The sequence below is a fragment of the Kitasatospora sp. NPDC059408 genome (assembly GCF_042751525.1).
Taxonomy (GTDB): Bacteria; Actinomycetota; Actinomycetes; order Streptomycetales; family Streptomycetaceae; genus Kitasatospora.
In genome coordinates, this window is the sequence record NZ_JBHYWI010000089.1 from 1 (window position 1) to 14,025 (window position 14,025).

Genomic DNA, 14,025 nt, shown 5'->3' on the forward strand with positions numbered 1-14,025 from the left:
CGCCCGGTTACATTCCGAACCCGGAAGCTAAGCCTCACAGCGCCGATGGTACTGCAGGGGGGACCCTGTGGGAGAGTAGGACGCCGCCGAACAATTCTTCTGAAAAGCCCCTGATCCATTCGGATCAGGGGCTTTTCGCATTTCCGGGAGCAGTCGCGCCCGGTGACGTATTGTCAGTCCATGGACGAACAGACAGCGGTCATCGCGGACAGTGTGCTCCGGCCCGGGCAGCGTGACGGCGCCCTGCGCGTGCTGGCGGACGCCCAGGCGGTCGACGGCCGGGCGGCCGTGTCCGAGCAGGGCCGGCTCCGGCTGCGTTCCTCGGAGACGCCCCGCCCCGGTGTCATCCACCTCCTCGAAGCCGCCGTGGCCCACGAAGCCGCTCAAGCCGACGAGGCCAACGAGAACGCCAAGGCCGCCGAGAGCGCCGAAGCCGCCGTCGTGGCCTACGGCCAGCTGGAGATCCCCCAGGACACGGCTCCCGGGGCCCACGCCAACCCCGCCGCCGAACTCGTCGTCGCCCCCGCCGCCCGAGGCCGCGGCCTGGCCCGCCCCCTGGTGGACGCCGTGCTGGCGGAGGCCCACCGGGCCGGCCGCGACGCCGTCGACTTCTGGGTGCACGGCGGCCACCCCGCCGCCCGCCACCTGGCCGACCGGTACGGCGCCGAGCTGGTCCGCGAGCTGCGGCAGATGCGCCGCACGGGTGAGCAGACCGAGACCGTCCCGCTCCCCGAGGGCGTCGAGCTGCGGACCTTCCGTCCGGGCGAGGACGACGCCGAGTGGCTGCGGCTCAACGCCCTCGCCTTCGCCCACCACCCCGAGCAGGGTGCCTGGACCGAGCGCGACCTGGCGGACCGGCTGGCCGAGCCCTGGTTCGACCCGGCGGGCTTCTTCCTGGCCACCCGCGAGGGCAAGGTCGTCGGCTTCCACTGGACCAAGGTGCACGGGGCCACCGCCACCGAGCCGGCGCTCGGCGAGGTGTACGTCGTCGGGGTGGACCCGGCCGAGCAGGGCAGCGGCCTCGGCCGCGCGCTGACCGCGGCGGGCCTGCGTCACCTGACCGGCTCAGGCCCCGGCGAGCGTGGACTGGAGACCGTACTTCTCTACGTAGACGCCGACAATCCGGCCGCCGTGCGGGTATATGAACGACTGGGATTCACCGTGCACGAGGTGGACCTCATGTACCGCGTCGAGTACCGGGCGGACCGGGCGGTCTAGCCGCAACAGCTGGTCGGGGCAAGGCACGGGGCACCGCAGCCCCGGCCCCGACCGACTCAGCTTTCCTCCTGGCCATGCGGTGTTTACCGTGGATTCAATTGTTGCCGCGAAGATCACAGGATGAAGTCCGTAGTGTCTCGCTCGTGCAGCGTCGGCCGTACCACGGCGGCCGGTGCTGTACGGACCGCGCCGGGTGGGTGGGCGTGGGCGCCGGGCGATGACGACGGCCCGCAGAGCCATTCGCGTTCGGACGCCGTCCTGCTGCTGGAGGAGCTGGAACCCATGAGCATCCCTCGCCCCGTCTCTGCCCCACTGTCCCCACCGGCCCTGATGTCGAACGCGCTCGGTCTGCCGCCGGAGCCGTCGACGGTGGACGAGCAGGACTTCGAGGAGCTTCCGCAGGGCCGGTTCCTGGACCGCGAGCGGAGCTGGCTCGCGTTCAACGAGCGGGTCCTGGAGCTCGCCGAGGACCCGAAGATCCCGCTGCTGGAGCGGGCCAAGTTCCTCGCCATCTTCGCGAGCAACCTGGACGAGTTCTTCATGGTCCGGGTGGCCGGCCTCAAGCGCCGGATCGCCACCGGCGTCGCCCAGCGCAGCGCCTCAGGCCTCCAGCCGCGCGAGGTGCTCGACCTGATCTGGACGCGCTCGCGCGAGCTGATGGCCCGCCATGCGGCCGCGTTCCAGCAGGAGGTGCTGCCGGACCTCGCCACCGAGGGCATCGAGGTGGTCCGCTGGCCGGAGCTGGCGGAGAAGGAGCAGGCCCGCCTGCACACGCTCTTCCGGCAGAAGATCTTCCCGGTCCTGACCCCGCTGGCGGTCGACCCGGCGCACCCCTTCCCGTACATATCGGGGCTGTCCCTGAACCTCGCCGTGGTGGTGCGCAACCCGGTGTCCGGGCACAAGCACTTCGCCCGCGTGAAGGTCCCGCAGTCGCTCGCCCGTTTCCTGGAGGCCTCGCCCCAGCGTTACGTCCCCCTGGAGGACGTGATGGGCGCGCACCTGGAGGAGCTGTTCCCGGGCATGGAGGTGCTCGCGCACCACGCGTTCCGGGTCACCCGCAACGAGGACCTGGAGGTGGAGGAGGACGACACCGAGAACATCCTCAAGGCCCTGGAGAAGGAGCTGATGCGGCGGCGCTTCGGCCCGCCGGTGCGGCTGGAGGTCGAGGAGTCGATCGACCCCTACATCCTGGACCTGCTGGTGCGGGAGCTGAACATCACCGAGGCGGAGGTCTTCCCGCTGCCCGGCCCGCTCGACCTGACCGGCCTGTTCGGGATCGCCGAGCTGGACCGCCCGGAGCTCAAGTACCCGAAGTTCGTGGCGGGCACGGCCCGCGGGCTGACCGACGTCGAGTCGGCTTCCCAGCCGGACATCTTCGCCGCGATGCGCGAGCGGGACGTCCTCCTGCACCACCCGTACGACAGCTTCTCCACCTCGGTGCAGGCCTTCCTGGAGCAGGCCGCGGCCGACCCGGACGTGCTGGCGATCAAGCAGACGCTGTACCGCACCTCGGGTGACTCGCCGATCGTCGACGCGCTGATCGACGCGGCGGAGTCGGGCAAGCAGGTGCTGGTCCTGGTCGAGATCAAGGCGCGCTTCGACGAGCAGGCCAACATCAAGTGGGCCCGCAAGCTGGAGGAGTCCGGCTGCCACGTCGTCTACGGCCTGGTCGGCCTGAAGACGCACTGCAAGCTGTCGCTGGTGGTCCGTCAGGAGGGCGACACCCTGCGGCGCTACTCGCACGTGGGAACCGGCAACTACCACCCGAAGACCGCCCGGCTCTACGAGGACCTCGGGCTGCTCACCTCGGACCCGCAGGTCGGGGCCGACCTCTCGGACCTCTTCAACCGCCTCTCCGGCTACTCGCGCCGCGAGTCCTACCGCCGTCTGCTGACCGCCCCGCGCGGTCTGCGCGACGGCCTGGTCGCCCGGATCCACAACGAGATCGCCCACCACCGCGCGGGCCGTCCGGCCTACGTGAAGCTCAAGGTCAACTCGATCGTCGACGAGGCCCTGATCGACGCGCTGTACCGGGCCTCGCAGGCCGGCGTGCCGGTGGACGTGTGGGTCCGCGGGATCTGCGCGATCCGCCCCGGGGTGCCGGGGCTGAGCGAGAACATCCGGGTCCGCAGCGTACTCGGCCGCTTCCTCGAACACTCCCGCCTCTTCGTGTTCGGCAACAACGGCGATCCGGAGGTCTGGATCGGCAGCGCCGACATGATGCACCGCAACCTGGACCGCCGGATCGAGGCGCTGATGCGGATCACCGATCCCGCGCACCGCGCCGAGCTGTCCGGGCTGCTCGACCTCGGGGTGTCGGACGAGACCGAGTCCTGGCACCTCGGCCCGGACGGCGCCTGGACCCGCCACTCGCAGGACGCCGAGGGCAAGCCGCTGCGGCACGTCCAGGACCTGCTGATCGACTCGCGCCAGCGCCGCCGGGCCGCCACCTCCCGCTGACGCGACCACTGATGCGAGCCGCCGGAGCCGGCAGGGGACAGGCTCCGGCGGTCGGCCACCAGCCCCGGGGGACGGACCCGGGGGAACGGGGATCTACCACGCCATGACCGAAGCGCCGATGACGGCCCGGGCGGCCTCCACCGCGACCGCCGGGGACATCCTCTCCAGCCATCTCACCGCCCAGGCCGGCGCGTTCCTGCGCGCCCTGCCGCTGGCGGTGGGGGAGGTCGGCGCCAGACCGGGCACGGCGGCCGTGCCGGCGGCCGGCACGGCCGACCTGCTGCGTGCCGTGCGCCGGATCGGCGGGCTGCTGCACACCTTCGGCAGCGTCTTCGAGCAGACGTGGGCGCAGGAGTCCCGCACCGAGCTGCGCTGGCTGCTCAACCTGCTCGCGCTGGAGCCCGGGTACGTCCGCCGCTCCGCCCGGCTGCTGGGCGCGCTCGACTCGCTGAGCGGCTCGGACCCGGACGGGACCGGCATGCTGGCCGGGCACGCCGGCGCGCCGAAGGCGCGGGCGCTGCTGGACCGGCAGCTGACGCTGGCCCGGACGAGGGCGCACTCCAGCGTGCTCCAGGAGTTGCGGTCGGCCCGGCTGCACGCGCTGGCGGACCGGATGACGCTGCTGGTCGGCGAGGCGCCGCTGCTGGAGTCGGCGAACGCGCGGGCCGGCGCGGTGCTGCTGCCGCAGGCGGCCGCCGCGTTCACCGCGCTGACCGCGAGCGCCGCCCAGCTGCCGCTCCAGCGCGCCGCCACGCCGTACGGCGGGAACGGGCTGCGCCGCCTGGGCGCCGTTCCGCAGGCCCGTGGCGCGGTGGACGCGGACACCGCGCTGGCCGCCGACGACGAGCCGTGGGCGCGGATGCGAATCCTGGTGAAGCGGGCCCGCTACGCGCTGGAGGTGTGCGGCCGCCCGTCCGTGGAGCTGGACGAGCTGGACGACGTGCTGGGCCGCCACCAGGAGGCGGCCGACGCGGCGGTCACCGCGGCGACGGCGGCGCGCACGCCGCGGATCACCCCCGCCACCGCCTACGTACTGGGCGTGGTGCATGCTGATCAACGACTGGAGGTCGAGGCGGCGCGGTACGCCTTCGGCCGCCGGTGGCCCGAACTCCCGCCAGGCCTGGACGGCTGGCTGGAGGTCCCCCCTGCCGAGGGCTGGGGGCATTCCCCCGCACCACGGACGGCATGAATTGCGCGATCGGCTGAGCACCGGCCAGGCGGAGCACGCCCCGGTGATCCTCGCCGCGGGCGCGGTGCTGTGGTTGCCCGGCCGGCCCAAGAAGAGCGGTCGGCTGGGACGGCCCCGGATCGCCTTGATCCACCGGCCCAAGTACGACGACTGGAGCATGCCCAAGGGCAAGCTCGATCCGGGCGAGGGCATGGCCGAGGCGGCGGTGCGCGAGGTGCGCGAGGAGACCGGGTTCGGCTGTGTGCTCGGTCCCGAGCTGCCCGCGCAGCACTACCCGGTGCAGGGCCGTCCGAAGGAGGTCCGCTACTGGGCGGCGGTGCCGACCACGGGGGCGTTCCGGCCGAACCGCGAAGTGGACCGGCTGGAGTGGCTCCCGGCGGGGAAGGCCCGCGTCCGGCTGACCCACGACCGCGACCGGTTGCTGGTCGACGCCCTGCTGGAGATCCTGGGGGCGAAGCCGGTGCGGACGGACAGCTTCCGTTGGTAGCGGAACGATGGAAGTGATCTTCCCGAGTTCTTGCCGTGACGCAACCGTTACTACCTGACCTAGTTTCCTGTCATCCGTTCGAGGTTCACTCCCCGTTCACTTGCGACCGGCTGTCGTGTCACTTACCCGGCCTAACTTCGGGACTACCGGAGGGCCGGACGGGCCCCGGACCACAGCAAAACCCGCGCTCCGCCGTATCGCACGGCCCGCGCGCCGGGCAATGCCACAGAAAGGGACACCCAGTGAAGCTCCAGCGGAACGGCCGCACCAAGGCCCTCGCGATCGGTGCCATGGCGCTCGTCAGCTCGCTGTCGCTCGCCGCGTGCGGCTCGGACAACAACAACACGACCGCCGGTGGTTCGGGCTCCTCGGGTTCCGCCGCCGCGGCCTCGATCAACTGTGGCAGCAAGCCCACCGCCCTCCTCGCCGCCGGTTCCACCGCGCAGGGCAACGCCGTCGACGTGTGGAAGACCGCCTTCGGCGCGGCCTGCTCCGGCGCCACGGTCAACTACAGCGGTGGCGGCTCCGGCGCGGGCGTCCAGCAGTTCACCCAGGGCAAGATCCAGTTCGCCGGCTCCGACTCGGCCCTGAAGCCGGCCGAGGTCGACGCCTCCAAGGCGGTCTGCACCGGTGGCCAGGGCATCGACCTGCCGATGGCCGCGGGCCTGATCTCGCTGGTCTACAACGTCGACGGCGTCGACAACCTGGTCCTGGACGGCCCCACCGCCGCCAAGATCTTCGACTCGCAGATCACCAAGTGGAACGACCCGGCGATCGCCGCCCTCAACCCGGGCGCCAAGCTGCCGGACACCGACATCCAGTCCTTCCACCGCTCGGACGACTCCGGCACCACCGACAACCTGACCCACTACTTCGCCGCGGCCGGCGGTGGCGCCTGGTCCTACCCGGCCGCCAAGACCTGGGCCGGCAAGGGCGGCCAGTCCGCCAACGGCAGCGCCGGCGTCGCGGCCCAGATCAAGCAGGTCAAGAACTCGATCGGCTACGTCGAGCTCTCCTTCGCGCAGACCAACAGCCTGAAGAGCGCCGCGATCAACACCGGCGCCGCCAAGCCGGTCGCCGCGACCGCCGAGAACGCCGCCAACACCTTCGCCAAGGCGAAGATCACCGGCACCGGCAGCGACCTGACGCTGAAGCTCGACTACGCGACCAAGGACGAGAACTCCTACCCGCTGGTCCTGGTCACCTACGAGATCGTCTGCGACAAGGGCAACAAGGCCGACACGCTCGACACGCTGAAGGCCTTCCTGACCTACACCGCCAGCGACGCGGGCCAGAAGGCGATCGGCGAGAAGGGCTACGTCCCGCTGCCGAAGGAGCTCACCGACAAGCTCAACGCCGTCATCCCGACCCTGGCCTGACCCAGCAGGACCACCGGTGGGGCGGCCCCGTGAGCGAGGGGGGCCGGGGCCGTCCCACCGGAACGCCCGACCCAGCACCACGTCCGGGGCACCGCCGCCATGGTGCCGCCCCCTCCCGGGGCGGCGCCACCAGACCGGAGTAGACCAATGACTTCATCCTCCCCTGCCGCGCCGCGAGGCAGGGAACGCCGACCGCGCGACAGCCGCGTCGGCGACAAGATCTTCATGAACCTCGCCCGGGGCTCGGGCATCCTCCTGCTGGTCGTGATGGGCGCCATCGCCGGCTTCCTGGCCTGGCGCTCCGGCCTCGCGCTCAGCAAGAACGACGGCAACTTCCTCACCACCTTCGAGTGGACGCCGGACGCCCCGAAGCCGGTCTTCGGCATCGCCGTCCTCGCGTTCGGCACGATCGTGAGCGCGCTCATCGCCATGGCGATCGCCGTCCCGGTCGCGATCGGGATCGCGCTGTTCATCTCGCACTACGCGCCGCGCCGGATCGCCCAGCCGTTCGCCTACCTGGTGGACCTGCTGGCGGCCGTCCCGAGCATCGTCTACGGCCTCTGGGGCGCGCTGTTCCTGGTGCCGCACATGGACGGTCTGACCAGCTGGCTCAACGAGTACCTCGGCTGGACGTACATCTTCGACCAGACCAAGACCGGCACCACCCCGCGCAACCTGTTCACCGTCGGCATCCTGCTCGCGATCATGATCCTGCCGATCATCACCGCGGTCTCCCGCGAGGTGTTCCGCCAGACGCCGCGGATGCACGAGGAGGCGGCCCTCGCGCTCGGCGCGACCCGCTGGGAGATGATCCGCACCGCGGTGCTGCCCTTCGGCCGTCCCGGCATCATCTCGGCCTCGATGCTCGGCCTCGGCCGCGCGCTCGGCGAGACCATCGCCGTCGCGGTGGTGCTGTCCTCCAACAGCGTCCTGTCGCTGCACATCCTCGACCCGGGCGGCGGCACCTTCGCGCAGAACATCGCGCTGAAGTTCGCCGAGGCCGGAGACAACGGCCGCAACGCCCTGATGGCCTCCGGCCTCGTCCTGTTCGTGATCACCCTGCTGGTGAACGGTGCCGCGCGGCTGATCGTCGCCCGCCGCAAGGAGTACTCGGCATGAGTGAGCGTAGCGAGCGAACCAACAAGGGGTGCGGGCTGCGCTCGTGCGCCCTGACGAGCGAAGCGAGGAAGGCCGCATGAGCGCTACCACGACTGTTCCGGCGGACGCGCTCCCGCTCAGCCGGGCGCTGACCGCCAACCGCCTGCCCAAGTGGGCCCCGCCCGCCGTCGCGGTGGGCTCGATCGCCCTCGGCTGCACCATCGGCGCCGTCGGCGGCCTGGCCAGCCACCTGCAGTGGGGCCTGATCTCGGCGCTCCTGTTCGTCCTGATCAGCTACATCCTCTCGGCCCGGGTCGAGGGCCGCCGCCAGGCCAAGGACCGCTTCGCCACCTCGGTGGTCTGGGTCGCCTTCATCCTCGCCGTCGTGCCGCTGGTCGCGCTGACCGTCTACACGATCCAGCAGGGCATCGGCGTGGTGAACGGGTACTTCCTGAGCCACTCGATGAAGGGCGTCATCTCCTCCGGCCCGGGCGGCGGCATCTACCACGCGCTGATCGGCACCCTGGAGCAGGTCGGCCTGGCCACCGCGATGGCCGCCCCGATCGGCCTGCTCACCGCCGTCTACCTGGTGGAGTACGGCCGCGGCAAGCTCGCCAAGGTCGTCACCTTCTTCGTCGACGTCATGACGGGCGTGCCGTCGATCGTCGCCGGTCTGTTCATCCTGTCGCTCTGGAACCTCGCCCTCGGCTTCGGCTACTCCGGCTTCTCCGGCAGCCTCGCGCTGGCCATCCTGATGATGCCGGTCGTGGTCCGCTCCACCGAGGAGATGCTCAAGCTCGTCCCGAACGAGCTGCGCGAGGCGTCGTACGCGCTCGGCGTGCCGAAGTGGAAGACCATCCTGCGGATCGTCCTGCCCACCGCGATCGGCGGCATCACCACCGGTGTGATGCTCGCGGTCGCCCGCATCACGGGTGAGACCGCCCCGGTGCTGATGCTGGTGTTCGGTGCCGACTACATCAACAGCAACCCGTTCGACGGACCGCAGCAGTCCCTGCCGATGTACATCTGGCAGCAGTACTCCCTGGTCAACAACGACTTCGGCTACGCCCGCGCCTGGGGCGCCGCGCTCGTGCTGATCGCCTTCGTGATGGGGCTCAACCTCATCGCCCGGGGCATCGCACGCTGGCGCTCGCCCAAGGCCGGACACTGAGCGACCGACTGACGAAGACAGACGAGAGAAGCAACGATCATGGCCAAGCGCATCGACGTCAGCGGACTGTCGGCCTACTACGGCTCCACCAAGGCCATCGAGGACATCTCGATGAGCATCGAGCCCCGCTCGGTGACCGCCTTCATCGGCCCCTCGGGCTGCGGCAAGTCCACCTTCCTCCGCACCCTCAACCGGATGCACGAGGTGATCCCGGGCGCCCGTGTCGAGGGCAAGGTGCTCCTGGACGACGAGAACCTCTACGCCTCCAACGTCGACCCGGTCGCCGTGCGCCGCTCGGTCGGCATGGTGTTCCAGCGGCCGAACCCGTTCCCGACCATGTCGATCTACGACAACGTGGTCGCCGGCCTGCGCCTCGCCGGCGTGAAGAAGAAGGCCGTCCTGGACGAGGTCGTGGAGCGCTCGCTCAAGGGCGCCAACCTCTGGAACGAGGTCCACAACCGGCTGGGCAAGCCGGGCGCCGGCCTCTCCGGCGGTCAGCAGCAGCGCCTGTGCATCGCCCGCGCCATCGCGGTCGAGCCCCAGGTCCTGCTGATGGACGAGCCCTGCTCGGCGCTCGACCCGATCTCCACCCTGGCCATCGAGGACCTGATCGGCGAGCTGAAGTCCCAGTTCACCATCGTCATCGTGACCCACAACATGCAGCAGGCGGCCCGCGTCAGCGACCGCACCGCCTTCTTCAACCTGGCCGGCGTCGGCCAGCCGGGCAAGCTGATCGAGCTGGACGACACCCAGCGGATCTTCTCCAACCCCTCGGTCCAGGCGACCGAGGACTACATCTCCGGCCGCTTCGGCTAAACCCCGGCGCCCCGGAGACCGAGCTGCTCCACGGTGCTGCATGGCGGTGCCGCCGCGGAGCATGAAAAGGGCCCGCCCCCGAGATGTGGGGGCGGGCCCTGTCAGTTCTCCACGGGCCGGCGGTTGCGCGGGCCGGCCGGGGCTAGCCCCAGAACAGGTGGACGAACCAGTACACCAGGGCCGCGACGAGGGCGGCCGCCGGCATCGTGATGAACCAGCCGAGCACGATGTTCTTGGCGACGCCCCAGCGCACCGCGCGGACCCGCTTGGTGGCCCCCGCGCCCATGATCGCCGCGGTGATCACGTGGGTGGTGGAGATCGGCGCCTTGAAGACGAACGACGTGATGTACATGATCGCCGAGGCGGTGGCCTCGGCCGCGAAGCCCTGCGGCGGGTCCAGCTCGATGATCTTGCGGCCGAGGGTCCGCATGATCCGCCAGCCGCCCGCGTAGGTGCCCAGCGAGAGCATCGTGGCGCAGGAGATCTTCACCCAGACCGGGATCTCGCCGGTGGTCTGGTGGCCCGAGATGGTGAGCGCCATGACCACGATGCCCATGGTCTTCTGCGCGTCCTGCAGACCGTGCGCCAGCGCCATCGCGGCGGCCGAGGCGGTCTGCGCGACCCGGAAGTTGCGCTTGGCGCGGTGCGGGTTGGCCCGCCGGAAGATCCACAGGATCGCCAGCATCACCAGGAAGCCGCCGATCAGGCCGACCACCGGCGAGACGATCATCGGGATGACGATCTTGTCGAGGACGCCGCTCCAGATCACGTCGATCCCGCCGGCCAGCGCCGCGCCGACCATGCCGCCGAACAGCGCGTGCGACGAGGAGGAGGGCAGGCCGAAGTACCAGGTGATCAGGTTCCACGCGATCGCGCCGATCAGGGCGGCGAAGAGGATCACCATGCCCTTGTCGCCGGTCGGGGTCTCGATGATCCCCTTGGAGACGGTGTGCGCGACACCGCTGCCGAGGAAGGCGCCGGCCAGGTTCATCACGGCGGCCATCGCGAGCGCGGCCCGCGGGGTCAGCGCCCGCGTGGAGACCGACGTGGCGATCGCGTTCGCCGAGTCGTGGAAGCCGTTGGTGTACGTGAAGAAGAACGCAACGCCGATGACGGCGATGAGAGCAGCCATGTCCACGGGGGTCAGGACTCCTTGACGGCGATGGTCTCCACCGTGTTGGCGACGTGCTCGAAGGCGTCCGCCGCCTCCTCAAGGACGTCCACGACCTGCTTGAGCTTGAGCACCTCGATGGCGTCGTACTGACCGGAGAACAGGTGGGCGAGCAGCTTGCGGTGGATCTGGTCGGCCTGGTTCTCCAGACGGTTGACCTCGATCCAGTACTCGGTGAGGTTCGACATGGTGCGCAGGTTCGGCATCGCGGCGGCGGTCAGCTCGGCGGCCCGGGCGAGCACCTCGATCTGCTGCTCGATGCCCTTCGGCAGGGTCTGGATGTCGTAGAGGACGACCAGGTCGACGGCCTCCTCCATGAAGTCCATGATGTCGTCCAGCGACGAGGCGAGGCTGTAGATGTCCTCACGGTCGAAGGGCGTGATGAAGGACGAGTTCAGCTGGTGGAAGACGGCATGGGTGGTGTCGTCCCCGGCGTGCTCGGCGGCGCGCATGCGCTCGACGATCTCCGCGCGGGCCGACACGTCTGATCCCAGCAGTTCCAGCAGGAGCTTCGAACCGACGACGAGGTTCTCCGCGGCGGCGGCGAACATGTCGTAGAAGCTCGTCTCCTTCGGGGTCAGGCTAAAACGCACGGAAATCTCCGATGTGCGGGGTAGGGACTGAACGATGCTAGGTGCAACCAAGCGCAATCACGCAAACGGGGTGGTTGGGCAGGAGGCGGAACCTCCCCTTCCGTTCGGCTGCCGCACCGGCGACCCCGGAGCGCACTTCCATGTGCGGACGTGAGCCCCCAGTCTGACGGAACCTCGCCCGGATTGCCCTCGTCCTGCGTACGGAAGACCGGGGCGCCGCCCAGACGGGCGAACCCGCCGACGGCCCGCCCGGGGGCGCCCGGAACCCCCGTCGGCCGAGCCCCGCCGGGCCCGGTCCGGTCGTCGGAACACCACGGAGGGTCCCGGTGTTGGACACTGGTGGCCGACGCAGCCACCAGGCATCCAGACGAAGGCGGGCCGATGACCACGACGCAAGCGCGCACCGAGCCGGACGACGCGCCCGGCACCGAGCCGCACGCCGACCACGCCCCGGCCGCCGCCGACGCGCACCAGGGCGGCCACGGCCCGCACGGCTACAGCGCGCAGAAGGACGCCCACCTCAAGCGGCTGCGCCGGATCGAGGGCCAGATCCGCGGGCTCCAGCGGATGGTCGACGAGGACGTCTACTGCATCGACGTGCTCACCCAGGTGTCGGCCAGCACCAAGGCCCTGCAGTCCTTTGCCCTCTCCCTGCTGGAGGAGCACCTGCGGCACTGCGTCGCCGCCGCGGCCGAGCAGGGCGGCGCAGAGCTCGACGCCAAGGTGGCGGAGGCGACCGCCGCGATCAGCCGGCTGCTGCGCAGCTGAACCCGCCCGTCGGGGCCGGCGGCCCGCCCGCGGCCCTACCGCTCCCGCCCGGCCTACCGCTCCGCGTCCGACCGGCCGGGCTCGGGCCGGTCGAGCAGCACCTCGTCGATCCGCTCGGTCGGCAGCCGGTCGCCGGTGCTGGCCGTCGCGGCGATCATGAGCTCGCCGGCCAGCTCGATCTCGTCGAGGGCCGCGTCGTCGTGGCCGTTGCTGCGGCCGCCCGTGGACGACACCACCTGCACCACCCCTTCAGTGCCTCGCCAGCCCGGGCGGCAGCCACCCGACGTCCAGCCTAGGCACTTCGGAGCCCGTCCACATGGCACGGACGGGCCATCTCACGCCGCCGAAACGGGTGACCGCGGCTCCCCGGACGGCCACTCGCTCCGGCGGCACCCCGACACGCCCCGGCGCCGGAGCGCTGCCCCGTCCGTCTACTTCGGGCTCTCCGTGGGCTTCAGGGCGAAGATGTCCGAGGCCGCCGGCTCGGCCGCCTCCACCGGCTTGCCGAAGTCCGTCAGCGAGGTGGTCGACGTGACCTTCACCTGGTCCTTGGCCTCCTTCGAGCCGGCCACCCCGGCGAAGGTGAAAACCTCGACCACCTTGTGCAGCCGGCCCTGGTCGTCCAGCCACGCGTCGTAGGGGACGTCCTTGACGGTGAAGGTCTGGGCGCCCATCCGCAGGCCGTCGCCGCCCCGGCCGCCGGTCGCGTCGGCCGCCTTCGACAGGTCCAGGGTGCCGTGGTAGTGGTGCAGCGCGACCCCGTCGACCGTCTCGACGCCGACCGCGTCCGCCTTCTGCACCCCGCGCAGCGCCCCCGCCGCGGTGGCCGGGTCGGTGCCGCCGCTGCTCACCAGGTTGCCGTCCGGCAGCTGGCGCACGTCCAGCTTGACCCACTTGCCCTCGGGCACCTTGGCGCCGCTGTTCTGCAGGTAGACCGTGCCCGGCAGGACCACCTCGACGATCTTGCCGGTGGTCGCCGCGCCGGGCGGCACCGCGATCTCCAGGCGGCCGATCCGCTTCACGTAGTCGTAGCCGCCGGTGCCGGAGAAGGCCGCCTTCTTGTCGCTCGACTCGGTGGTCAGCTCGGTGGCGGCGTGCGCCGACCCGGTGCGGCCGGTGATGTCGGCGGCGTTGCGGACGGCGGTGACCGGGTCCGCGGCGAGCTGGTCGGGGGTGCTCTGATCGGCCGAGCCGCCGCCGGACCCGCCCGAACAGCCGGCCAGTGCGGCGGCGAGCAGGGCGGCCCCGGCCGCCGAGCGCAGGTGCGGTACCGGCCGGCGCCCCGGCCGTCCGCTGCGCTGCTGGTCGGTCATCTTCATCCTCGCGACAACCCCCTCGGGCCCGACTGCTCCGCCGGACACCAGCAGGTGGGCAGAGCTCTTTCCGGGCAAACGAGTTGGGGTGCGGATGGTTACGCGGGACCGGGCGCGCGGAGGGCGTCGCGCGCCGGGTGCCCGGCGCGCTACCGTGAACGACGTGCACACTGAGCTGCCGGCCGAGCCCGGCACCCGGATGCCCGAGCACCGCGTCGCGATCAGCGAACGCGGGTCCTTCGCCTACGCGACGTGCAGCTGCGGCTGGTACGCCCCGGCCCGCCGCTCCCGCGACCTGGCCCGCCGCGAGGGTGCCGACCACCTCTCCGGCACCGATTCCGGCGCCGGATCCGGCTGACCGC

Annotated in this window: 14 protein-coding genes and 1 rRNA gene; 11 read left to right on the top strand and 4 right to left on the bottom strand. The window is 71.2% G+C overall.

The window, feature by feature from the left end; translation table 11 throughout:
• From rrf to pstB, 9 genes are all read left to right on the top strand, one after another.
• A 5S ribosomal RNA gene (gene rrf / locus ACFXDE_RS37135) occupies window positions 1-92 on the top strand; the annotation flags it as partial.
• 88 nt (window positions 93-180) lie between these two features.
• Window positions 181-1,218, top strand: coding sequence for a mycothiol synthase (mshD, locus tag ACFXDE_RS37140; RefSeq protein WP_380498791.1), 1,038 nt, complete (start codon window positions 181-183; stop codon window positions 1,216-1,218).
• A 282-nt stretch (window positions 1,219-1,500) separates the two neighbouring features.
• Window positions 1,501-3,678, top strand: coding sequence for an RNA degradosome polyphosphate kinase (locus ACFXDE_RS37145; RefSeq protein ID WP_380445992.1), 2,178 nt, complete (start codon window positions 1,501-1,503; stop codon window positions 3,676-3,678).
• A gap of 103 nt (window positions 3,679-3,781) precedes the next feature.
• The gene (locus tag ACFXDE_RS37150) at window positions 3,782-4,867 is read left to right on the top strand and encodes a CHAD domain-containing protein (RefSeq protein WP_380445991.1); all 1,086 of its coding nucleotides are present in this window, start codon (window positions 3,782-3,784) and stop codon (window positions 4,865-4,867) included.
• A gap of 1 nt (window position 4,868) precedes the next feature.
• A complete protein-coding gene (locus ACFXDE_RS37155; protein ID WP_380498792.1) occupies window positions 4,869-5,354 on the top strand; it encodes an NUDIX hydrolase in 486 nt (161 codons plus the stop codon).
• 242 nt (window positions 5,355-5,596) lie between these two features.
• On the top strand, window positions 5,597-6,733 hold the full coding sequence (gene pstS, locus ACFXDE_RS37160; RefSeq protein WP_380445989.1) for a phosphate ABC transporter substrate-binding protein PstS: 1,137 nt from the start codon (window positions 5,597-5,599) through the stop codon (window positions 6,731-6,733).
• A gap of 147 nt (window positions 6,734-6,880) precedes the next feature.
• Window positions 6,881-7,852 (top strand): phosphate ABC transporter permease subunit PstC, encoded by a 972-nt coding sequence (gene pstC / locus ACFXDE_RS37165; protein WP_380445988.1) that lies wholly within the window; start codon window positions 6,881-6,883, stop codon window positions 7,850-7,852.
• Between the two features lie 76 nt (window positions 7,853-7,928).
• Window positions 7,929-9,002, top strand: a complete 1,074-nt coding sequence (gene pstA, locus ACFXDE_RS37170) for a phosphate ABC transporter permease PstA (protein ID WP_380445987.1) — start codon at window positions 7,929-7,931, stop codon at window positions 9,000-9,002.
• Window positions 9,003-9,041: 39 nt separating this feature from the next.
• Window positions 9,042-9,818, top strand: a complete 777-nt coding sequence (gene pstB / locus ACFXDE_RS37175) for a phosphate ABC transporter ATP-binding protein PstB (RefSeq protein ID WP_380498793.1) — start codon at window positions 9,042-9,044, stop codon at window positions 9,816-9,818.
• Between the two features lie 142 nt (window positions 9,819-9,960).
• Here pstB and ACFXDE_RS37180 read toward each other — a convergent pair whose 3' ends face one another.
• Window positions 9,961-10,956: an anion permease gene (locus tag ACFXDE_RS37180; RefSeq protein WP_380445985.1), complete on the bottom strand. Its 996-nt coding sequence runs from the start codon at window positions 10,954-10,956 to the stop codon at window positions 9,961-9,963.
• A gap of 5 nt (window positions 10,957-10,961) precedes the next feature.
• Complete coding sequence (locus ACFXDE_RS37185; protein ID WP_380445984.1) at window positions 10,962-11,582, bottom strand: DUF47 domain-containing protein; 621 nt, start codon at window positions 11,580-11,582, stop codon at window positions 10,962-10,964.
• Window positions 11,583-11,963: 381 nt separating this feature from the next.
• On the opposite strand from ACFXDE_RS37185, the gene ACFXDE_RS37190 reads away from it, so the two are divergent.
• Window positions 11,964-12,350: a metal-sensitive transcriptional regulator gene (locus tag ACFXDE_RS37190; RefSeq protein ID WP_380445983.1), complete on the top strand. Its 387-nt coding sequence runs from the start codon at window positions 11,964-11,966 to the stop codon at window positions 12,348-12,350.
• Between the two features lie 53 nt (window positions 12,351-12,403).
• On the opposite strand, the gene ACFXDE_RS37195 is transcribed toward ACFXDE_RS37190, so the two are convergent.
• Window positions 12,404-12,586 carry a hypothetical protein gene (locus tag ACFXDE_RS37195; protein ID WP_380498794.1) on the bottom strand — a complete coding sequence of 61 codons (183 nt, stop codon included), beginning with the start codon at window positions 12,584-12,586 and terminating at the stop codon, window positions 12,404-12,406.
• Window positions 12,587-12,781: 195 nt separating this feature from the next.
• Entirely contained in the window at window positions 12,782-13,663 is an 882-nt protein-coding gene (locus tag ACFXDE_RS37200) for a hypothetical protein (RefSeq protein ID WP_380498795.1), read from the bottom strand.
• A gap of 163 nt (window positions 13,664-13,826) precedes the next feature.
• Here ACFXDE_RS37200 and ACFXDE_RS37205 point away from each other — a divergent pair, with 163 nt between their 5' ends.
• On the top strand, window positions 13,827-14,021 hold the full coding sequence (locus tag ACFXDE_RS37205) for a hypothetical protein (RefSeq protein ID WP_380498796.1): 195 nt from the start codon (window positions 13,827-13,829) through the stop codon (window positions 14,019-14,021).
• Window positions 14,022-14,025 lie beyond the last annotated feature (4 nt).